Source organism: Halalkalibacter sp. HAAS-P014 (assembly GCF_056619965.1).
Genome location: NZ_JBWQTV010000013.1, coordinates 105,181 through 125,433, shown reverse-complemented (window position 1 = coordinate 125,433; position 20,253 = coordinate 105,181). Strand labels below are relative to the sequence as shown.

At 39.2% G+C, this 20,253-nt stretch carries 17 protein-coding genes and 2 riboswitches; of the genes, 6 read left to right on the top strand and 11 right to left on the bottom strand.

All coding sequences use genetic code 11. The features are described from left to right. Positions 1 to 24: 24 nt before the first annotated feature. The 6 genes from AC1FXZ_RS10690 to AC1FXZ_RS10665 all read right to left on the bottom strand — a co-directional run bounded on the left by AC1FXZ_RS10690 (position 25) and on the right by AC1FXZ_RS10665 (position 7,867). On the bottom strand, positions 25 to 1,056 hold the full coding sequence (locus AC1FXZ_RS10690) for a zinc-binding dehydrogenase (RefSeq protein ID WP_480053376.1): 1,032 nt from the start codon (positions 1,054 to 1,056) through the stop codon (positions 25 to 27). A gap of 31 nt (positions 1,057 to 1,087) precedes the next feature. Continuing rightward, positions 1,088 to 2,704 (bottom strand): class I adenylate-forming enzyme family protein, encoded by a 1,617-nt coding sequence (locus AC1FXZ_RS10685; protein ID WP_480053374.1) that lies wholly within the window; start codon positions 2,702 to 2,704, stop codon positions 1,088 to 1,090. 100 nt (positions 2,705 to 2,804) lie between these two features. Further along, positions 2,805 to 3,251 carry a MaoC/PaaZ C-terminal domain-containing protein gene (locus tag AC1FXZ_RS10680; RefSeq protein ID WP_480053372.1) on the bottom strand — a complete coding sequence of 149 codons (447 nt, stop codon included), beginning with the start codon at positions 3,249 to 3,251 and terminating at the stop codon, positions 2,805 to 2,807. A 69-nt stretch (positions 3,252 to 3,320) separates the two neighbouring features. Further along, entirely contained in the window at positions 3,321 to 4,658 is a 1,338-nt protein-coding gene (locus AC1FXZ_RS10675) for a short-chain fatty acid transporter (RefSeq protein WP_480053370.1), read from the bottom strand. A 319-nt stretch (positions 4,659 to 4,977) separates the two neighbouring features. Next, positions 4,978 to 5,760 (bottom strand): IclR family transcriptional regulator, encoded by a 783-nt coding sequence (locus AC1FXZ_RS10670; RefSeq protein WP_480053368.1) that lies wholly within the window; start codon positions 5,758 to 5,760, stop codon positions 4,978 to 4,980. A gap of 802 nt (positions 5,761 to 6,562) precedes the next feature. Continuing rightward, the gene (locus tag AC1FXZ_RS10665; RefSeq protein WP_480053366.1) at positions 6,563 to 7,867 is read right to left on the bottom strand and encodes a PrsW family glutamic-type intramembrane protease; all 1,305 of its coding nucleotides are present in this window, start codon (positions 7,865 to 7,867) and stop codon (positions 6,563 to 6,565) included. A 783-nt stretch (positions 7,868 to 8,650) separates the two neighbouring features. Between AC1FXZ_RS10665 and AC1FXZ_RS10660 the strand changes: the two genes are divergently transcribed. Continuing rightward, on the top strand, positions 8,651 to 9,961 hold the full coding sequence (locus AC1FXZ_RS10660) for a hypothetical protein (RefSeq protein ID WP_480053364.1): 1,311 nt from the start codon (positions 8,651 to 8,653) through the stop codon (positions 9,959 to 9,961). 235 nt (positions 9,962 to 10,196) lie between these two features. On the opposite strand, the gene AC1FXZ_RS10655 is transcribed toward AC1FXZ_RS10660, so the two are convergent. The 3 genes from AC1FXZ_RS10655 to AC1FXZ_RS10645 all read right to left on the bottom strand — a co-directional run bounded on the left by AC1FXZ_RS10655 (position 10,197) and on the right by AC1FXZ_RS10645 (position 14,635). After that, positions 10,197 to 11,438, bottom strand: a complete 1,242-nt coding sequence (locus tag AC1FXZ_RS10655) for a DUF5667 domain-containing protein (protein ID WP_480053362.1) — start codon at positions 11,436 to 11,438, stop codon at positions 10,197 to 10,199. Between the two features lie 77 nt (positions 11,439 to 11,515). Beyond that, positions 11,516 to 11,599, bottom strand: a riboswitch (cyclic di-GMP riboswitch). A gap of 905 nt (positions 11,600 to 12,504) precedes the next feature. Beyond that, a complete protein-coding gene (locus tag AC1FXZ_RS10650) occupies positions 12,505 to 14,109 on the bottom strand; it encodes a tetratricopeptide repeat protein (RefSeq protein ID WP_480053360.1) in 1,605 nt (534 codons plus the stop codon). A 361-nt stretch (positions 14,110 to 14,470) separates the two neighbouring features. Then, entirely contained in the window at positions 14,471 to 14,635 is a 165-nt protein-coding gene (locus AC1FXZ_RS10645) for a YwzD family small protein (RefSeq protein ID WP_480053358.1), read from the bottom strand. Between the two features lie 280 nt (positions 14,636 to 14,915). On the opposite strand from AC1FXZ_RS10645, the gene AC1FXZ_RS10640 reads away from it, so the two are divergent. Together AC1FXZ_RS10640 and AC1FXZ_RS10635 are read left to right on the top strand one after the other, a co-directional pair. Then, positions 14,916 to 15,389 (top strand): VanZ family protein, encoded by a 474-nt coding sequence (locus AC1FXZ_RS10640; protein WP_480053356.1) that lies wholly within the window; start codon positions 14,916 to 14,918, stop codon positions 15,387 to 15,389. Between the two features lie 53 nt (positions 15,390 to 15,442). Continuing rightward, positions 15,443 to 15,527: riboswitch (cyclic di-GMP riboswitch) on the top strand. A gap of 40 nt (positions 15,528 to 15,567) precedes the next feature. Then, positions 15,568 to 15,723 carry a hypothetical protein gene (locus tag AC1FXZ_RS10635; RefSeq protein WP_480053354.1) on the top strand — a complete coding sequence of 52 codons (156 nt, stop codon included), beginning with the start codon at positions 15,568 to 15,570 and terminating at the stop codon, positions 15,721 to 15,723. A 71-nt stretch (positions 15,724 to 15,794) separates the two neighbouring features. Here the strand turns inward: AC1FXZ_RS10635 and AC1FXZ_RS10630 are convergent, their stop codons facing one another. Beyond that, positions 15,795 to 16,961, bottom strand: a complete 1,167-nt coding sequence (locus AC1FXZ_RS10630; protein WP_480053352.1) for a nucleotide sugar dehydrogenase — start codon at positions 16,959 to 16,961, stop codon at positions 15,795 to 15,797. A 226-nt stretch (positions 16,962 to 17,187) separates the two neighbouring features. Beyond that, positions 17,188 to 18,087: a hypothetical protein gene (locus AC1FXZ_RS10625; RefSeq protein WP_480053350.1), complete on the bottom strand. Its 900-nt coding sequence runs from the start codon at positions 18,085 to 18,087 to the stop codon at positions 17,188 to 17,190. Positions 18,088 to 18,422: 335 nt separating this feature from the next. Here AC1FXZ_RS10625 and AC1FXZ_RS10620 point away from each other — a divergent pair, with 335 nt between their 5' ends. The 3 genes from AC1FXZ_RS10620 to AC1FXZ_RS10610 all read left to right on the top strand — a co-directional run bounded on the left by AC1FXZ_RS10620 (position 18,423) and on the right by AC1FXZ_RS10610 (position 20,183). Continuing rightward, entirely contained in the window at positions 18,423 to 18,728 is a 306-nt protein-coding gene (locus tag AC1FXZ_RS10620; protein ID WP_480053348.1) for a helix-turn-helix domain-containing protein, read from the top strand. Between the two features lie 101 nt (positions 18,729 to 18,829). Beyond that, on the top strand, positions 18,830 to 19,309 hold the full coding sequence (locus tag AC1FXZ_RS10615) for a competence protein ComK (protein WP_480053346.1): 480 nt from the start codon (positions 18,830 to 18,832) through the stop codon (positions 19,307 to 19,309). 37 nt (positions 19,310 to 19,346) lie between these two features. Next, a complete protein-coding gene (locus tag AC1FXZ_RS10610; RefSeq protein ID WP_480053344.1) occupies positions 19,347 to 20,183 on the top strand; it encodes a hypothetical protein in 837 nt (278 codons plus the stop codon). Positions 20,184 to 20,253: the final 70 nt, after the last annotated feature.

Sequence of the window (20,253 nt, the reverse complement as noted above, 5' to 3'; positions counted from 1 at the left end):
TTTGTATGAATAGGTACTAATGTTTTACTTATCGGGATGTAACACAACTCTTGCCGTCGTATCTCGATTCGACATTCGTTCATGAATCGCAGATGTTTGATCTAAATGATGCGTTTCACTTATGTTTACATTTAGTTCACCATTTTTGACGAGCTCTAGTATTTCTAGCATTTCTGCTCTGGTAACGCCTTTTGTTCCTAGCATTCTTAGTTGCTTCAAAATCATTACTGCTGGCTTTAACTCCGTTGGTGTGCCAGCAACATTACCGACCAGTACAATTCTGCTATCTTTTTTCAAGCTCTTTAAGCTCTCCGGGATGTATGCACCTCCGACTATTTCTAGCACGCAATCTGCTCCCTTTCCGTTTGTGAGCCTTTTGACTTCTTTTGAATAAGTAGCATCACGGTTGACGATCACCTCATCGGCACCTAATTGTTTTAAATACTCTACCTTCGAATCGGAGCTTGTGATCGCTATGATTCGGGCTCCAATCCATCTCAAAACTTCAATCGCGTGACTCCCAACGCCTCCGCTCGCCCCAGTAATAACAACATTTTCATTCGGTTGCACTTCACCAATCGTTTTAAGCGCGTGATAAGGAGTACCGAGACTGCATGCTAACACGGAAGCGACATCGTCAGATACCTCATCGGGAACCTTGACCCATGCTGTTTCTGGTAAGGCAGCCATCTCTGCATATCCCCCATCTAATTCTTCTCCCACAAATAATGCATTTTGACAAAGTGGCTCCCTGCCTGATAGACAATACTCACATTCACCACATGTCGAAAATGGTAAACACAGTACACGATCCCCTGGTTTAATATCTTTTACTAAAGGACCTGTCTCGATGACTTCTCCAGCAGCTTGGTGGCCTAATATAACTGGTAACTTTGTTCTTGGAAACACTCCTTTTCTAGTCAATGTATCGTGAAAACAAACTCCACATGAGGCGATCTTGACCAATACATCCTTATCCCCAACTACTGGTTTTGGAACTTCTCCATATTTAATTTTGTCTGGTCCACCAAATGATTCTATATAACATGCACGCATTATAACCCCTCCATTAATTCCCGGTTTTTTCCTACTGACTCTGCCCTACAATCATCTCTTCAGCCATTTCAACTAGTTTTTTCTTCATAACTTTTTCCCCGTTAGGCCCTTTGCTTTTCGGGAAATCATCAACGATAAAAAAGTGCTTCGGCCGTTTAAAGTGAGCTAGGCTTTGACTATATTGTCTAATCTCATCTATTTGCAAATTACTATCTTTTTCTAAGATAACAAAGGCTACTACTACTGTTTTTTGATTAGATTTCAACCCAACCACTTGCGTTAATTCAATTCCATCTAATCTATTCAAAAACTCTTCTATCTCTGATGGTGAAACAAGAAATCCTGAGAGTCGCAAAGCTTCATGCATACGTCCATGGAATTCAACCGTTCCATCAGGGTGCTTTATTCCTAAATCACCAGTTCTAAAATATCCATCTTCTAAAAATGCTTCAGCCGTTTTATCAGGTGCTTTATAATATTGATCTATGACGTTTATACCAGAGGCAACAATTTCTCCTCGTTCCATATCCGGAACTTCTTGTAACGTATTTGGATCAATTATTTTCACTTGACCACTAACGGGTCTACCACCTGAAATCACCCTGCTTTCAATTGAATCTTCCGGATTTCTAAGTAATAACATTGAACCGATTTCCGACATTCCATACGTATGAAGGATTCGAAACTGATTCCTTTGCTCCATTTGACTCAAAATGTCCCATTCTTCATAAATAAAAATTCCGGTAGTTCCAATTCTTAAGCTTGATAAATCAACTGCATTTTGCTTCATATAATTAATAATGACCCAATACATTTCATCTACTGCGTTCAAAATGGTACATTGATATTTACTAATAAACTGGCAAACTTGCTCTACTTTAAACGTTTCTGGCGCGATAATCTTAGATCCCCCCAAAAGAGAGAGCCATAAAGAATTCAAACCCATGATTCCACAAAAAGGAAGAATCTCTAACGATGTATCAGCCTTACTTACTCTTAAATGCTTTGATATATTAGAAGAATGACCCAAAACGTTTTGATGCGATAACATCGCGCCTTTTGGTTTAGAAGTTGTTCCTGAGGTGTAGAGGATATTTAGTATATCCGTCTTGTTAGTTTGAAAGGTAACTTCATCGGTAGCTTTAAAATGTTGGATAAAATCTTGGAGTGTCCATGCCCCCCGAACGACAGAGTTTGATATACAAACTGCCATTCGCAAATAAGGAAACTCTTTGAATCGGGAGGTATAGTTGCTGTTGAATAATTCTGGCATAATCTCTTTTAAGACGTCATTCGTTTTATGCCCATCAACATTATCAGTAAAAAATAGCATTTTACTATCAGATTGTTTAAGAATATAGGATAATTCATGAGCTCGATATCTAGTATTTAAGCATACAAGCGTGGCACCAACCATTCCACAGCCTATTTCCAACGTTACCCACTCAATCGAATTAGGAAGCCACACTGCAATGTGGTCCCCTTTTCCAATTCCAGCGCCCTTCAACGCATTCGCTACCTCACTAGATCGCTTAATTAATTCCTCATAACTTACTTGTAAACCCTCACCATTCATAAAAGCAGTTTGATTCTTATAATCTTTTTCGGAAAGTACGTTTTCGACCCATTCACCGATACTTAGGACCATATTCCAACCCCCATAAATTCTACTGCTTAAAGATAACAGGAACTACTTCATTAATAGATGATGTTATCTTTCTTTTTATAACTTCATAAAAGGAGATTTATTAACGAGTTTTTAACATAACTGGCATTTCACCTTGTTGAACAACCTCGCTTCTCTGATTCACAAGTTCATAGCTTCTATTAAGGATGCCTGTTGTTGGATTTGACTTTGATCGTTTTTTAGAAGCGATAGTAAATCTAACAAAAATCGTATCTCCTATAAAAATAGGCTTTAAAAACTTCCAATTATTAATCCCTAGTAACGCAACGGCTGACCCTTCAAAAATTCCTGAGCGGCTCATTAATCCACTTGCAATCGAAATTCCAAGCAAGCCATGCGCAATTCTATGACCAAATTTCGTATTCTTACAAAACTCCTCATCCGTATGAAGAGCATTATAGTCACCTGAGAGTCCAGCGAACATCATAATATCGCTTTCTGTTATCGTTCGAGCTGGTGTTTCAAATGTACTTCCCACTTCGAAATCTTCAAAATATAAAGCTCCCACCTGTACAACACCCCTTAACTATTCTGTTTTTACAGATTATAATTAATATTCTGAAAATAAAGGCTATAACTATCCGAAATATCCCCAAACTAAAAATGAAACGGTAAACACAATTCCAACCCAAACCATAATAAGCACCAAGTAACCCATAATATCTTTTAACTTTAAACTCGATAATGCTAATATTGGCAAAATCCAGAATGGTTGAATCATATTGTTCCAAGCATCCCCTAACATTACGCCCATAGATACCTGAGAAAATGAAGCCCCTAATTCCCTTGCTGCTTCCACCATAACAGGTCCTTGCACAACCCACTGACCACCAGCAGAAGGAGCTAACATATTAACAAAGAATGCACTTAATAGACTGTAAAAAGGTAAACTTTCTGCTGAAGCTAAATTAACAAACCCATTTGCAAACGTTGCAACTAATCCGGATCCTACCAAAATAGCCATGATCCCAGCATAGAAAGGATATTGTAGAATAATACCTGAAATAGATTTAATCCCTTCCAATAACTTTTCCACATATTTTTCGGTTGATCCTAAAAGCATGAATCCAAGGAATAGAAGACAGAAATTGATAATATTTATACTTAATGACCCACCGTTTATAAAGTAGGTTATAACATAAGTAAGGCCTAATAATGCGATGCCCCAGACTATAAAACGGCTTTGATTTAACTTTTGTGCTATTGTATTGTCCTGCAATACATTCTCTGAAGCAGCTGCCGTCTGAGTTTTACTTGAATCAACACTAGAGTTGTACTCAATGATTTCCTCACTTTGCTTCGGGTGTAGTAACGAGTTGAAAATAGGTAAGGTGATCATGATGATAAGGCCAGTTACTAGCATAGGTAGTGAGAAGATCGTTTCTGAAAGAGGAATGACGCCCATTTGCTCTACTAATGGATGATCAGGTGATGAAACGAGCAATGGAATGGTTGATGAAAGCCCTAATCCATACATTGTTAATCCACTGTAAGCCGCGGCAATAATTAAAGGATAATGAACCCCTTTAACTTGAGAAGCAAGTTTTCTAGCTACAATCCCCCCAAGTACAAGACCGAATCCCCAGTTAATATAACAGCCAATCCCCCCAACTAATGTTGCAACTATAATAGCTGTTCTTGGCTTTTTAACTTTTCTAACGATAGCGGTTAATACTCTATCAACAATAGGTGTAATGGCTAATACATAGCCCATTGCTAGCATCACTGCCATTTGTGCGGTAAAAGCTAACAGATCCCAAAAACCATCTCCCCACATCTGTGTGACACCCATAAAACTATTGCCCATAATAACCGCTAAAAACAATGTGAAAAAGGTAATACCAATTGCAAATACAAGTGGATCAGGCGTATACTTCCTCATCAATTCTGTAAAAAACGAAGTTACCTTATTCATCAACTAACCATCCCCCTCTTTTCACTTATAATTCTTTTCTCACGGGACAAAGAAACAGCAACTAGTTTAATCTCACCCCCTATAAAGAATTCAAGACTATTTATCTAGGTTTCATTGAAACTACCAGTGATTGAAAGTTTGAAAAGATACGGGGCCCAGCAAATCCTTCTTAGATGTGGAACAGATATCAACACCCCCCATTTTGAAAACGGTTACAAAACAAACTAATACAAATGCTCACCTAACATTCAGAGGTCATATTTATTTGTAGGCTCCTCCTCCTCGCTATATTCAGTTTCTATAGCGAAGAGTAAAATCCCTATTCTATTCTTATTTTTCTTGTTATATCTTCAGCGACTTGCTTAACTAATATTCCCTTTTTATGAAGTTCCGATTTATCATATTGGGCTGTTAACCCTACTAAAGCGATTGACATTTCAACCTTATCTTTACTACTGAAAATTGGAGCTGCTATACCACATATTCCTTTTAGATACTCTCCATAAGTGATATAAAATCCATTATCCCTAACTTTTTCAATTTCCACTTCAAGAAATGCAATTTCTTCATCTGAGAAAGGTTTTAATCCCTTATTTTGCTTCAAATGAAATTCGCGCTCTTCCTTACTTAAATAAGCTAAGAAACACATTCCATATGATCCATCCGTGATGTCAAAATGTCTCCCAACCGAAACGCTAATTCCAAAATCACTCGCCTCTTCTTTTGCAACAATGGCGACTTTTTCTTCCCCTATCCTGTTAACCAGAATGGAAGTCATTTGTGTTTCCTTTGTTAATCTTTCAAGATACGGCATAATCATTGATATATAATCTAAATGTTCTTTCGCTCTCTCACCTAATACCACAAGATAAGGTCCTAAGGTATATCGTTTTTTTTCCTCTATATAGCGAACAAGGGCTAACCCTTCTAAACTTTGTAAAAGTCTATAGCAAGTAGCTGTACTCAACGGGATAGCATTGGCAATTTCGGTAACGGTACTTTCACGGAACCGTTTCCTACTTAATAATTTAAGTATTTCAAAAGCATTCTCTAAAGCCGGTACTGAATATTTTTTGTTTGCTTCTTTTTTTTGTGTATTCATATCCCCCACCTCTTAATTGGATTTTACATACAAAACATTTTTTTGTCAATGAAATATTTAGAGTATTAAAAGATATTTTGTATATGAAATATTATTCTTGTCACTCCGATCTTATGTGTGAGCAAGGAGCTGAAAGTGGGAGGAGCGCGAGGATGATTCGAGGGTAGTGAAGAAGGCGTTTTCCCTTTTCCACTACCCTCTAGGCAATAAGCGAAGCTATTACCCTCTTTTAAAAAGCCTTACTATGAGTGGGTTTCTCATAGTAAGACGCGTAACGTGTGGAGCCATTGCGCTTCTTCGAGATGCTTTTTCACCAGCCTCGAATGGTTCTCGTGCTTCCGCGGTCCTAGTTCTCTGTCATCTAGAGAACGCATTAGAACCGTGACTGCCGGTGAAACGATTTTCAGCAGCCAATCAAAAGGTTGTTATTTTTCATTAACTAGTAGCATGGCAACGAAAAATAATCATTATAATGAAAAAAACAGCACACTTTTTCACAAAATAGATTCAAAGTGTAGTATTTTCTACTTTTAACGCTTCATTTGCCTTCAAAGTGCCCCTTTTAACTCTTCAACACCCTTACGAATCACGTTTTATTGCAATTTTTCAAGTTTACTAGCAATTTTGCGAATATAACGGCGAAACCGCTGATATAACGGCGACTTTCGCAATATAACGGCGAAACCACTGATATAACGGCAATTTGGCCCAATTTAATAGCAAACAACGCTTAGTAGCAATTTTACAGGGATCGTCGGCGTGGTTCTCGCGCTTCCTCAGCTAAACCGTCCCCACACTTCACTCACGCTCCCAACTTCCTTCCACAGTTCGAACAAAAGTACCCCTTCTTCTCATTTCGGCTGCCACACTCTGGACAGAAAGAACTCGTAACAGCAGCTTCCGCTAACAGACTAGCAGATTCATTCAAGCGAGAGATCTGTTTTAACCCTGCATTCATAATTGTAAAAATAAAGACCCAAGCAATAAAAATAAGAATGAGGTATTTAATAATCGTTAACTCCTGTAAAAAAGGCGAATTCCAAACCGCATGAAGGATGATCGGCACAGAAAATAATCTCAGAAATCTTGAGTCGAAAAAGTGCGAGTGCGAAAGGGGCTGTTCACCTTTTACAAGCACAAGTGCTGCACTCGTTATGGCAGCCCATACGACATGACCACCTATTGATGACCAAGCTCTAGCGATAATCACCGAGAGCATGACATCATCACCATAGTGCATCCCATAATTATACGCATACCCCGCCGATTCAAAGGCAGCGAATCCCGCTCCTATTGCTGCACCGATCAATAAGCCATTTAAAATAAATTTCGTCCGTAATTTATAAATGAAATAAGCCACAACGATTAACTTGCCCACCTCTTCAACAATCGCAACCGTAATCGCCCCTGAATAACTTAACGTGTAAATAGGAAACAACGTAAAAAGAAACAAGGTTGCGACTAAAGAGGCTACTCCCCCAACAAAAAACATTCGAACAACATCAAAGATACTGATATTTCGAGGCGCATTCGTTTCCCAGAAGAATATAAGCAGTGAAAAAGGCACAGCAAACGACCCAATCACAATCAAACCAGGTATCGTGTTCATATTTTGAAAGGCATACGTGCATATGTACAATAATACATACGTCACGGCAAATACTAGAAAGACCCTGAAGAAGAGCCAGGGCTTCGGCCATGATGTCGTGATTTCATTCTCAGGTGGTGTCGTGACCGTTGTTCCAGAAATGAAAAGCAATTCGCCTTCCTCTTTCGTGTGTGGTTTCAAGACAGCAGAGAACACATCTTTTAACTTCAAATCAATATTTCCTTTTTCCCCGACCATTTCATTTACTTTGGCCGTTGCTTGCAAAAAAGTCCCTTTTACTTGGTGGGTAAAATCATCTAACGTAGGCGCCGTACTTGCTGTTACCGCCGTTTCTTCCATCGCTTTCACCACTTGAAAGTGTTCCCACTTGTCATTTGCATTCCTCCGAACAAGCGTCAAATCTAATATTTCCCCTCGTTCATAACGTTGCTGTAATTCTCCCCAGTCATGTGGGCCCATCTCTTGATCTTGTTCTAAGTAGTACCACTGCTCTGACACAAAGGCACCCTCCTATCTAGTAATCAACAATTCTGTATTTATATTACTATATTGACCAGTAGGAAAGTAGGAGCAAAACTAGGAAATATGCGAGGAAGCGCAGGGTCGGTTCTCGCGCTTCCTTTTGGGCTGGCCCACTGATTGTCGTTCTCTTCTTATCTGGAGGAAGCATCAGAACCCCATGCTCCTACTTCTCCCCCAACCCTTCAACAAACTCACACCAATACATCGCATCATTTGTGAATGTTCATATATAAATGTAAAAATATCATGAAAGTCAAATACTAATCATGTATAATATTATCAAGATCAACCTAGAGTAAAAAAGACCGAGTGCGTCAACACCCGGTCAACACAACTACATGCCGCGTGAAGAGCGGCTGACCATGTGAATTAAGTAGATCTCTCAAGGAAAAAGTAACCTATCCTATCCTTTGGTCAGGGGCTGGACGGTTACTTTTTTCTTTCTTTGACGAATATTAGTATCAATGTTAGTACTCCTACCAAAACTAAATTTGATTGCAGCGCAACAGTAATTGCTTCATATGTCGTCATTTTCCCCACCTCCCTTCTATCGGGAGATGGTCAACCGACCATCCACTTAATGTAGTTGTCACTCAATTATACCAAACATTAGTTCTGTTCACTACTATTCTTTGAAACAAAGGTCTCCATACCCGGTGCTTCCTCACTACTCTTTTCATTAACAGGTAAAAACTGTATCATGATACCTAACACATCTATGCAGACAACTTACAAAAAAAGGATAAAAGGATTTTAGTTATGAATCAAATTAAGCACACAACACTAGCAGAAATCTATGAAACAGGTAAATATCATGGTCTCACTGGAAAATATACTAGTCTTGTAGAAAAGAACAATACATGGGCTATATGGAAATACCTTTTTCTATTAGCCTTTATTGTGGTGAGTTTGTATTCTACCTTCAGCCCTAACGGCTTCAGCTATTCATTAGAAGAAAAGACCATAGATTTTAACGGCCATTGGTGGTGGTTCCTTGTTGCCGTATTTTTCCTTACACACCTCCTCTCTTTTTGGCTTCATAAACTTGTGGCTTGGCGGACAATCAAAGGTGCAAGCGTTCCAAAGAAGAAATACGATTACTTAAAGGGAAGCTTTATTAAAGAACTATCTGCAGAAGTAAAAAGCTGGGGAGAGCTGTTTCCAACAAAGGATAAAAACATTCTGGGTAAAATCTTTTATATTATAGGATCATGTATTTATATTCTTATAACAAAAATCCTGAAGTTTCTTTTGACTCCTGATTATTTTTGGGCTGAATATTACAAACGAAAAATGGGGTCAATTGCTTGCGATATGGATGTTATTTCATTGGGTGCATTAGAATATTCACGGCTTCTTAAGAAGTTCTATATCGAAAGAAGTAATTGGTTAAATATTATCGTAACTGTTTTTATAGCGATTATTTGTTTTTATAGCTTTTCGGATAAACCACTTTTATATGGGATGGTTCCTTTTGCTACTCTCCTTTTTGTCATCTTCCGAACGGTTTCCAGGGTTTTAGAAATTCTTATTGCTTTTTATAATGATATCGTTACTAAACGTGAAAAGCTTTTCTTCTGGAGTAAGAATCAATATAGAACGATTAATCATGATCATATAAAAGACATCAAAGAATTCAATGGCAAAAAAGAACTGGGCAACGCTGAAATTGTCTATATCAATTCTTGGAATAATACTCTTCTGCTTCCATCATCAAGAACTTCTCTTGCCTTACATAGCATCTTGGAACTAACAATCATTTTTAGCGTTCTTTATTTTTTATTAGCTGGATTATCTCATTACTTTCCGTTATGGGCTTCACCTATTGCTTTGAATCACGACCTCGGGATTATCCAATTTATCCTTTACTCTTTTTCCGTAGCTGTGACCTTACCTGATATCCAAATTGAATCTTTATGGTCGCTATTTGAATTTTTACAGTTGCTCAGTAGTCTAGTATTGTTGATCATGTCTTTAGCGTATTATCTCGGTAAAGGACATGACATACAGAAACATGAAAAAGAGATGTATGTCAAAAGCAAATACGATGATATTTTCGGCAAAAAATGAATAGAAGGTAGCATGAGAACTGATAGGCTCCTTTCTAGATAGACAGATTATCTGTGCTACCCAGGAGGGAGCTTTCGTGGGCAATAGATGAATACATGTACTTTTATAATTAAGAACGACTACAAAAACGATTAAACGGCCATAGCCCTTTAGAATATAGGACTATGGCCGTTTAATGTTATTTATTATTCCACTGTCTACTTAACAGGGAGTAGTTCAAACCGTCCCCGTGCTTCTACTCTTTATTTTTCTTATCTTCAGCTTTATTAGCATTTCCATTTTGTTTCTCTTGTGCTTTATCCGGTTTCTTCTCTTCTGCTTTAGTTGCTTTTTCTGCTTTCTTCTCTTCCACTTTAGCTGCTTTTTCTACTTTCTTTTCTTCTGCCTTAGCCGGTTTTTCTGCTTTCTTTTCTTCTGCTTTAGCTGCTTTTTCAGGCTTCTTTTCTGCTTCCTTCGTTACGTTTTCGATTTGTTTCTCTTTGGCTGGTTTGACTGGCGCTTCGCTAATAGACTCGTCTTTATCTGCCTGCTCTTCTAGATTGTTGCTAGCAGCTAGTACCTCTTCATGATTTTCTTCGTTTGTTTCTCTCACTAGTTCTTCAGTAACCTCTTTAACTTCTTCCTCAGTTAGAGGCTCCTCTGTCGCTTCTTCCATCATATCTTCTAAATCTGTACCATCACCATCAAGTTTAGCTAATTTTTTCGTTAATTTCGTTTCAAGTCTTTCTTGGGCTTTGGCAACATTTTTCTCAAGAGCTGCTTTTGCTTGCGGGTTTTGTACTTTCTCTAACGCAGCTTGCAAGGCTAATAGGTTAGAAGAGAATTTCGCTTCTAGTTCAGCACGTGTTAAATCAGTAACTTCCTCATCAGAGGCCGTTTCTTCGGATACTGCCTCTTCCGAATTTTCTTCACTGTTTTCTTGATCCTTCGATTCCACGCCTTCTGTGCTCTCAGTATTCTCCTTGTTTTCTTCAGCTGCATCGTCTTCTTCAGCAGCCTCTTCCTCTTGGTCTGATAAGACTGGTTGCTCATATTTTACAAAAGCTGCTTCCTGTTGATCGATTGCTTCTTGAAGAAGCTTCATTGCTGCCTCTTCTTCACCAAGTTCGAATAAGGCTTCAGCTTCTTTAATACGCTCCTCTGCAAAAGAAGCAAGTAATTCAGCCTCTTTTAAATCATCAAACGTGAAAAGGAGCTGAATATTTTCCTGGATCTTCTTAACAAAATAGAAGAAATCCCCTGGAAGCAGTGATGACTCGCTTTCTTCGCTATCAATGACTGTTTCTGATGCTGGTTCAGCCTCTTCCACTTGGCTCTCGTCTATCACATTCTCTATTTCCTCAGCCGTCTCTTCCTGAATAATATCTTCATCATGGCTATCTGCGTAAGCTAGATTTGCCCCGGCTGGATACGTACTTCCAAATGCTACTAGTCCAACTACCAATAATGTCCTAACTGATTTTTCAATCTTAAACATAAAAAAAATCCTCTCCTACAATTTAAATTTTGCTGAGAAAGATTTGAAAGCTATCGTATCGGCTTCATTCTCCATTCTTCAGCGGTCCAGCCACCATAGCATAGCGCTTTAGGTCTGTGACTTTGCGTCTCTCCCTTTCGAAAGATTTGCCTTTTTTGAAATGACAAATGAAGATGGGTGTATGATTTAACTAAGGTTCATACAACGCTCTTCTGATATAAATTATACTCTAAAAACAAATGAACAAATAGGGACTTTAGAGGGAGAGGTAGAAGGAGGAAAATCACGAGAATGGTCACAGTGCTTGTGGCGAGATAACTCCCCCATTCTGTGGATATGTAACCAATTGATAAAAAAAGCACGTAGCCTCCCTGTGAATATCTCATACAATGTGGAGAACTACGTGTATAAAGTATAGGTTATTCACTTTTGGGTACAAAAAGCTCGATGTTTTCGATAGACTCATTTTCCTTCATCCACAGTTTTGAAGGAAGCGCGAGTACCGTCCGGGACTGGTGAAAAAGTACCTCGAAGAAGGAAATTTTAATCTAAGTGTAGAATATAAAACCCAAAAATTTAAACTTCCTTCTTGCTAGGGAATTCAAAAATTTTTGCGATAAGTAACAGCAATAATATGTTCTACCGATATTAGGCATTTACACTACACATAGAGCTTAAAAATTTGAGAAAAACTTCCGAATTCCCATGTAAGAACCGCCGCCATGCTTTTTTGACAACAAAAACTAATCATAAGAACGATAAAAACAACACACTTCTTCTCAAAAATCGTTTAAAAATGTATTTTTCCACTTCTCAAGCAAATATCGCCTTCAAAACGCTCATTATAACCTATCAACACCCTTACAAAATCACGTTTTATAGCAATTTTGCAAATATAACGGCGAATTCGCTGATATAACGGTGAATTTCGCAATATAATAGCGAAATTGTAAATATAACGGCAAATTTGCCCAATTTAATAGCAACTAGCTTTTATTAGCAATTTTACTAGGGTTATCTGCAATCAGCCAAGAGAAAATGATCGCAGTTCTCGCCATCCCCAAAACTACTGCACAAAAATCTGCCTCACCACAGCACCATCATGATCTTCTTCAAAAACGAATTGCACCGTATACTCTCCGGCGCTGTAATTGAGGTAGTATCCCATCAGAAAGTACTGATCTTCCCCCCTTGTATCTGGCGCACCTAACACATCAATCAGTTCCTTTTGTGTAAAAGGTAAAATTTGTCCCTCTGACTGAAAACTTCTTAGTACTTCAAACTCGTCTCGATATCCCATCATATAAGTGGCGTCGTCGTACTCATAAAAGATTGTTCCTTGAAAGCCCATCGTATCATCGATCGGATCTCCGAATCTGCTGAGAACTTCCTCTTCCACCGTCCCAATTGGAGCCATGCCTTCAGCAATGATCCCGTATGCTCCCAAGTTCATCAGTTCATGTAAATAATTCGCAACCTCATTGGCAGAGCCACTTTCTCTTAAGATGACGTCGATATACTCAGTCGGATATTGGGTGATTCCCCCTTCGTCGATGATCATATCGCCCGAAGCAGCGTATTGCTCACGCAAAGCCTGGCCTTCATCAAAACCAAACTCATACTCCTCGGTTAACGTCATCGTCCAGTTATCTACCTCTAACTCCACCGTACTGTACGTCCAAATTCCTTCTGCATTGTTATAATTGACATATTGGAAGGCATTCGGACCTGCCGATTTTAACCGTGGACTCGACATACCTGTAATATCGATCATTTCTAACCCTTGGCTCGTTAAAGCATAGATTTCGTGAGCACTGAAATTGGTTGCTTCTACCCAAGACAACACAAACAAATCAGGCGTATTTTCAATCACGTACGGCATATGTGTATTCGTATTAATGCTTTGGTTTTCTAAAACAAGATCTTGCAGATAATAATCGCCAAGTTCGTTTTGAATCACAACCTGGTAATCACCTGATAAAATAACATCGCCCACGCTTCCAAAAGCAGATGGAAGATCGACGACTTCTCTGCTCTCATTTTCGGCGTATAGAAAAATATTGTATTCATGGCCATTGCGATCCTTCATCACCGTTTGAAATCTTGCCATCTCTTCATCAAACCCGGGCAATCGTTCTCCTGCCGTAATCAAAGACAAACCATCTAGTAAATGCTGATAGGATTCATCATCAGTCCGTTGAAACATCTCTTCCAAAAATTCTTGTAATTTCTCTAACTCATTCAACCGTTGATATAAATCAACCACTTCATCTACGGCCAACTGGTCGCCTTCATCCGACTCTACAATATCCAAATAAACGTCAAGCGCTTCAGCATACATCTCTCTATTTTGATAATGGCTGCCCAGTTCCTCACGTAGCACATTAGCCTCTTCCACAACCTCAATCCCGGCAGTCAAAGTCGTTACAACTTCATCATCATCCTCTAACACTGTGTATACTTCAGCCAAGCCTAAATAAGCATCTGCTGCACGGGGCGCAATCTTAATCGCCTCTTCATACGCCAAAATCGCTTCCTCATAATTTTCTTCTAGCAAATACTTTTGTCCAAGCGCCAGCCTTTCATCGACTCGCTCAGCGATCGTCTTCTGTGAACAAGCTGCTAGAAAAAGTAAGATCAAGCTTAGGTAAAAAAGTTTCTTCGTTTTCATATGTTCCTCCTCTTTTCCGGGTGCCTTACACCCTCTCTGCCAATAGCCCCATCCCTAAGAAAAACCAGGAGCGCTAAAAGCTCCTGGTTTTCTTGGGGAACTGCCCATATATTCCCCGTTTCAGTATGATATTTTCACTACTGTCTTCTTACTCTATATGGTCGTCCGGCTTCCACAATCGCTTTTTCATAATATTACCACATATTTTCTCATACTGTAATAGGTAAAAAAGCTTCAAGAGGAGTGGGAAACAACGGGACGGCTTCGGAAGCGCGAGAACCGTCTAACCCCTCCCCAAAACACAAAAACCCCTAAACAACAAAGCTCACTCAAAAGTTCCATCGTTTAGGGTTCTACTATTTTACTTCCCACTCTCACTAACATATGGCTTTAATGATGCTGCAATATCTTCAACTAGTTGTTTTGAACTGATGTTAGCAGATTCTGAGCCTTTTTTATAGGCGTTTTCTAATATCTTTGTCAATTTCTCTTGTGTGAATTTTTCGACTTCTTTAACCGTATTCATCTCTTGCTTCCACCCACCTACAAAACAGTGACTATCTTCCTATAAAAGGATAAAAAATACATTTAGTAACGACTTTATTAGTATATCATTCCCATTTCTACAATTCTATAGTAACAAATCTCCTTTTTTCGACAAAAGCGCTTGTAGGAGTTGCTGCACTAAAAAGCGAAAGTAGCGTGATAGAAATATACATACCTTTCTCGGCTGCAGGGGACCATCCGTATACAACTCAACCAAACTGGTAAAGCTAGTAAAAAATAAATGAGTGAGTGTGACGTATATGAAGTACATTCTACTAATTGGTTGGGCACTGATTATTGTAATCTTTTCTTTAACTGCTAGCTTCAGAGGATTGATCCACCATGGAGACATTACTTTTTCTTTTACAGAAAACCCGAGTTTCTCGAATTTCTTTGTTTTCTATGAGATTAGTGTATCTAGTCCGATGTTTTCGCAAAAGCTGGGGCATTTTCTTTCGTTTCTATTGTTCGGCATTCTATTAATGTATTGCTTCAGAAGTATTCAGAAGACTGCAGCCTGTGGTCATATGTTTGGACTTGTGATTGAAGTGGTTCAGCCTTTCTTTGGTCGAGGAGGACGAATGCTTGACGTGTGGATCAACTGGTCCGGGGTCTTATGCGCGATCTTCATCTATTTGGTAATGGTCAAAATCATCAAAAGCCAAACCATTGTTCCTACTCTATCACGACCTCACATAGATACAGTGACCTATAAAGAAAGGCTAAAAGTGTGACAAAAGACCCTTTCATAACACTGTAAATTGATTGAGAATAGGAATATACATATCGTACGAAACGGCAAAATCACTGAAAAGTGGTGACGCAAAGCTATAGGGGCTTCAGCAAAATTGCTATGCCAGCCAGTTACCGAAAAACGGCTCCTCCGTACGATGATTCCAAGGAGGTTACAATATGTTAAAAAAAGCAAAACGAACATGGCACTCGATTAAGTATCATCTACATAAGATCTCTTACCAGGACTGCTTAGACACGAACATGAAAATGGAAATTGAGCGAAAAGCGCAATACCATAAAAACAAACTACAAGAATATCAAGAACGTTCATAATGAACAAAAAAAGGGGCCATCCCAAAAGGTTGTTTTTTACCTTTTGAGATGGCCCCTCTTGTATTTCTATTTTAATCCCGGTTATACAAATCCCTCGTATAAACCTTATCCTCCACATCAGCCAAATTCGCATCTAAGCGATTGGACACAATCACATCAGACACTTTCTTAAATTCCTCCAAATCACCAATCACCTTTGAATTATAAAACGTCTCCTCTTGCAACACTGGCTCATAGATCACGACCTCGATGCCTACTGCCTTAACTCGTTTCATAATCCCTTGAATAGCAGATGCTCTGAAGTTATCGGAGTCAGTTTTCATTGTGAGTCTGTAAATCCCGACGACATTCGGCCTTTTCTCGATAATTTTTGCTGCAATGTGATCTTTTCTTGTTGTGTTCGCTTCTACAATCGCACTGATAAGGTTATTCGGTACATCCTCATAGTTAGCTCTTAGTTGCTTTGTATCTTTCGGCAAGCAATACCCACCATAGCCAAAGGAAGGATTATTATAGTGGCTGCCGATTCTAGGGTCTAATCCAACCCCTTCAATGATTTGTTTTGTATTTAACCCTTTTTCTTCGGCATACGTATCTAACTCATTGAAGTAAGCAACTCGTAGTGCTAAATACGTATTTGAGAACAACTTAACGGCTTCTGCTTCGGTTGAATCAATATAAAGAACAGATACATCCTTCTTGATTGCTCCTTTTAATAATAATGAAGCAAACTTCTCGGCACGCTCGGATTGTTCTCCGACAATGATTCGAGAAGGATGAAGATTATCATATAATGCTTTTCCCTCACGTAAAAATTCCGGTGAGAAGATGATATTTTCTGTTTGATACTTAGCCTTCACTTCTTTTGTATACCCTACTGGGACCGTTGATTTAATTACCATAACAGCGTCTGGATTAATATCCAAAACGGTTTCAATTACACTTTCAACTGATTTTGTGTTGAAGTAGTTCTTATCTGGGTCGTAATCTGTCGGTGTTGCGATAATGACAAATTCTGCCCCTTTGTAAGCTTCAACAGGATCTATTGTCGCCTTCAACGTTAAATCTTTTGTCGTTAAGAACTCCTCGATCTCGGCATCTACGATAGGAGATTCTTTGCGATTGATCATATCGACTTTTTCTTGAATGATATCAACAGCGACGACCTCTGTATGCTGTGCTAATAATACGGCATTTGATAAACCGACATAACCGGTACCAGCTACTGCTATTTTCATGTATTTGCACTTCCTTAAGTTAATTGGAATTAGAATAATATGTCACTATGATATCATATCAAATTTTTCGTTACAGGAAAAAGACTATCTGGAATTTCGATAAGGGATTATTGCTAAAAAAAGAAGTAACCTCCAACTCTTTAACAGATATGGTGGCTACTTCTTTTTGTTGTACAAACTAGTGGCACGTTATCTAAATCTAGTCCGGAAAGCAACCGTCGCGCTTCTAGTTATGCTCAATGATGTTTAATCGCGTGTCTACTTTGTACGTATTGTCATCACGGTCTGTTATTTCATATCCAATTAGTTGATATGAGCTAATTTTTGCAGCCGGCTCGGGATACACTCTAGCATTACCACCAATCGAATCATCGTTCATTAACGTATCACGAATCGTAATTCCCTCAACGAGAGTAACTTCATTTTCGAACGTCATCTTCACATCTAACTCTATTCTTTTCACTGGAATAGTAGAGTTATTTTCTACATTGTAATTGTACTCTACTGCACCCACTGAATTAATGTTTCCACTAGGAGTGATTTCAACATTGAAATCTTCGATGTTGAATTCTGCATCATCTGCAATTTCTGATAAACGGTACTGTGACACTTCTACTGTTTCTAATTGCAAATCTACCTCATACTGATTCCCTTCTTGGTCATAAACAGAATAGGCAATCACACGATATGATTCGATCTCGCTTGCAGGCTCTGGATACACTCTCTGACTAGTACTGCCGATCATCTCTCCGTCCATAATCGTATTACGCATCGTAATCCCTGATACTAACGATTGGCCATCTTCAAAATCAAAGCGAATATCTGCTTCAAATCGGCGTACTGGAATGTCTGAGTTGTTCTCAACGTTATAAGTATACTCTACGGCGCCAACCGAATTAATCTCACCAGTCGGCGTCACTTCAACAACAAAATCATTCAACTCAAAAGGCACTTCTGGTTCATCGTACTCAATAACCGTTTCCTCAATCTCTGTTTCCTCCACTAGAATCTCTTCACTAGTATCAGAATCTTGAGCAGGTTCTTCGTTTTCTGACGCAGATCCACAACCAGCTAAACTGACAAGCACCCCCAATAGCAAAGCAAGTGAAAACTTCCAATTCTTCATCTTTGAACTCCTCCATCTATGTCGCTTTATTATACTAAAATACTAGACATTCTAAGTTTAGGGAGAAACGCTGGAAATGTAAATGATTGTTCTCGAAAAACAACGTTTCCAATATATGGTGCCACCATCTTCTCTCATTATTTTATTTTAGCCCTGACATTTTGTTATCAAATTACTACACATCCCACAGAAAAATCTAGCAAACTTCGCGTGTTGTCAGAAATCCTCCCAAAAAAAATCATAATATATTCCATTAAATGTAATTTTGTCTACTGTAGTACGTCGCTCAAACCTTTTATTTGGCTGATTATAGTCTTAAAAAGGAGCTAGACCTCTTGAGCAATAACGAAACGCCAGAGCAAAAAATGAGAATGGAAAGGGACAAGCTACGAAAAGACATCGACAAAGAAATTGGCAGAGTCGTACATGCACTTAGGAAGCAAAACAACATTTCAAGAGTCGACTTAGCCTATACACTAGGAATCTCACGTGCCTATGTCGGGAAAATCGAGCGAGGCGAAGCTACCATGAATTATCAAATCTTACTAACCCTCAGCTGCCTATTCGGGCAAGAATTTGACACTGCCATATCCAATGCAAAAAGTGGGATTAACGATTTTTTATATAAACACGATTTATAACCACTACATCCCCCACCTTTACACCTTTATCCTCAATCATCCATGACCTTCATATAGATTACGCATTCTATTTAAATATCCCCGAAAAAGGAGTCCTGCCCATGAATCTGAACATCCTCTCTCACTACGAAATCAATCCCGACACACTTGCCCTCCTCCCAGCTAACGAGATCGAGTACTACACAAAAGTCTGGGAACGTGATCAACTGTTCTTCGTCAAACAAACACCATTCCAAATTATCAAAAACGCGTGTCTCGAAGGAGGCGCCAGCTACGATGGCAGGCGCGCAGCCGTCACCCATAAAACCGGTGTGTTAAGCAAAGCTCCGATTCCGATTAACCCACTTGAAGAAATCTACGCATTCCCGACCCACTCACCGAAACAACATGAGTGCAGCTGGATCTTCTATCACCACATTAAAACGATCAAACCACGCCGGAACAATTACAGCCAATCGATTATTACCTTTAAAAACTATAGAGAACTAATCCTTAATGTTTCCTATCGCACCCTTGAAAAGCAATTGCAACGCACGTCTTACACGATCATTCGCTTCAGCCATCGCGACATCCACAAATAAGGGGTCAGACCCCCACCCCAAAAGGAGGCCTCGCTTCATGCAGCCAGGTAACATCAAACAATATGCAGCCCTTAGCCAGTTCAAATCCGTTAAAGAATTCAACGCATCCAATAGACAAGCTCTTAGATTATATAAAGACCATTTTTCAAAAGGAGAGCAACTCGCTCTCCTTACCCTAATCCAATTCAGCGCCAAAGTTCCCGGCATCTGCAACGCCAAGATTGAGACGATCCTAAGCGCAACAGCCACTAACCAAAAGGGAATCTCAAGGTCTACCTTCTTCCGTATGGTCCGAAAAGCAAAGAAACTAGGGATCTTCACCACCCTCACGACGATCCGAAAGAAAGGTGGCAACTCCCATAATGTCTACGTCTTTACTCGTTTTGACACCCCGTCACACGAAAAAATGACACAGCGCCAAGAACCGAAAATCCCAGCTACACCAAGCCCTCAAACCCATAATCACGAACCAGAAACTAAACATCATAAAACTATTAAAAAACATAAAAATAAAAACCTACGTAAGCAAACGTTGGAATCACTTGATCATACATTCGTACCATCCTATGTCCCAACTGCTTTCACAAAAGCCGTGAAACCATTTTTTAATACGGCCAAAGAAATCTGCAAGCTTTGGGACAAGGCAGCGATTGCCTATCGCTCGATGAGAGTTAACGACAAGCCGATTGAAACGTATCATTCGGTTATCATTCAGGCGTTTAAAGAGACGGTATATAAATATAAAAAAGGGACCATAAGAACAAGCTTTGAGCAATATTATTACGGAACACTTTGTGCAATGATGGTACAGAAAAAGAGAAGAATCACGAGAGATGAGGAGAGGCCTTTGGCTTGGAGGTATTGGTTGGATTGAGGAAGGAGTAGAATGCGAAGTGGGGATAGCTCTCCCCCATTCTGTGGATATGTAACCACTTGAAGAAAAA

Bases quoted from the DNA above. Each gene is read 5' to 3' on its own strand.
- AC1FXZ_RS10690 (WP_480053376.1), bottom strand. From the start codon at position 1,056: ATGCGTGCATGTTATATAGAATCATTTGGTGGACCAGACAAAATTAAA.
- AC1FXZ_RS10685 (WP_480053374.1), bottom strand. From the start codon at position 2,704: ATGGTCCTAAGTATCGGTGAATGGGTCGAAAACGTACTTTCCGAAAAA.
- AC1FXZ_RS10675 (WP_480053370.1), bottom strand. From the start codon at position 4,658: ATGAATAAGGTAACTTCGTTTTTTACAGAATTGATGAGGAAGTATACG.
- AC1FXZ_RS10670 (WP_480053368.1), bottom strand. From the start codon at position 5,760: ATGAATACACAAAAAAAAGAAGCAAACAAAAAATATTCAGTACCGGCT.
- AC1FXZ_RS10660 (WP_480053364.1), top strand. From the start codon at position 8,651: ATGAATCAAATTAAGCACACAACACTAGCAGAAATCTATGAAACAGGT.
- AC1FXZ_RS10655 (WP_480053362.1), bottom strand. From the start codon at position 11,438: ATGTTTAAGATTGAAAAATCAGTTAGGACATTATTGGTAGTTGGACTA.
- AC1FXZ_RS10650 (WP_480053360.1), bottom strand. From the start codon at position 14,109: ATGAAAACGAAGAAACTTTTTTACCTAAGCTTGATCTTACTTTTTCTA.
- AC1FXZ_RS10645 (WP_480053358.1), bottom strand. From the start codon at position 14,635: ATGAATACGGTTAAAGAAGTCGAAAAATTCACACAAGAGAAATTGACA.
- AC1FXZ_RS10640 (WP_480053356.1), top strand. From the start codon at position 14,916: ATGAAGTACATTCTACTAATTGGTTGGGCACTGATTATTGTAATCTTT.
- AC1FXZ_RS10635 (WP_480053354.1), top strand. From the start codon at position 15,568: ATGTTAAAAAAAGCAAAACGAACATGGCACTCGATTAAGTATCATCTA.
- AC1FXZ_RS10630 (WP_480053352.1), bottom strand. From the start codon at position 16,961: ATGAAAATAGCAGTAGCTGGTACCGGTTATGTCGGTTTATCAAATGCC.
- AC1FXZ_RS10625 (WP_480053350.1), bottom strand. From the start codon at position 18,087: ATGAAGAATTGGAAGTTTTCACTTGCTTTGCTATTGGGGGTGCTTGTC.
- AC1FXZ_RS10615 (WP_480053346.1), top strand. From the start codon at position 18,830: ATGAATCTGAACATCCTCTCTCACTACGAAATCAATCCCGACACACTT.
- AC1FXZ_RS10610 (WP_480053344.1), top strand. From the start codon at position 19,347: ATGCAGCCAGGTAACATCAAACAATATGCAGCCCTTAGCCAGTTCAAA.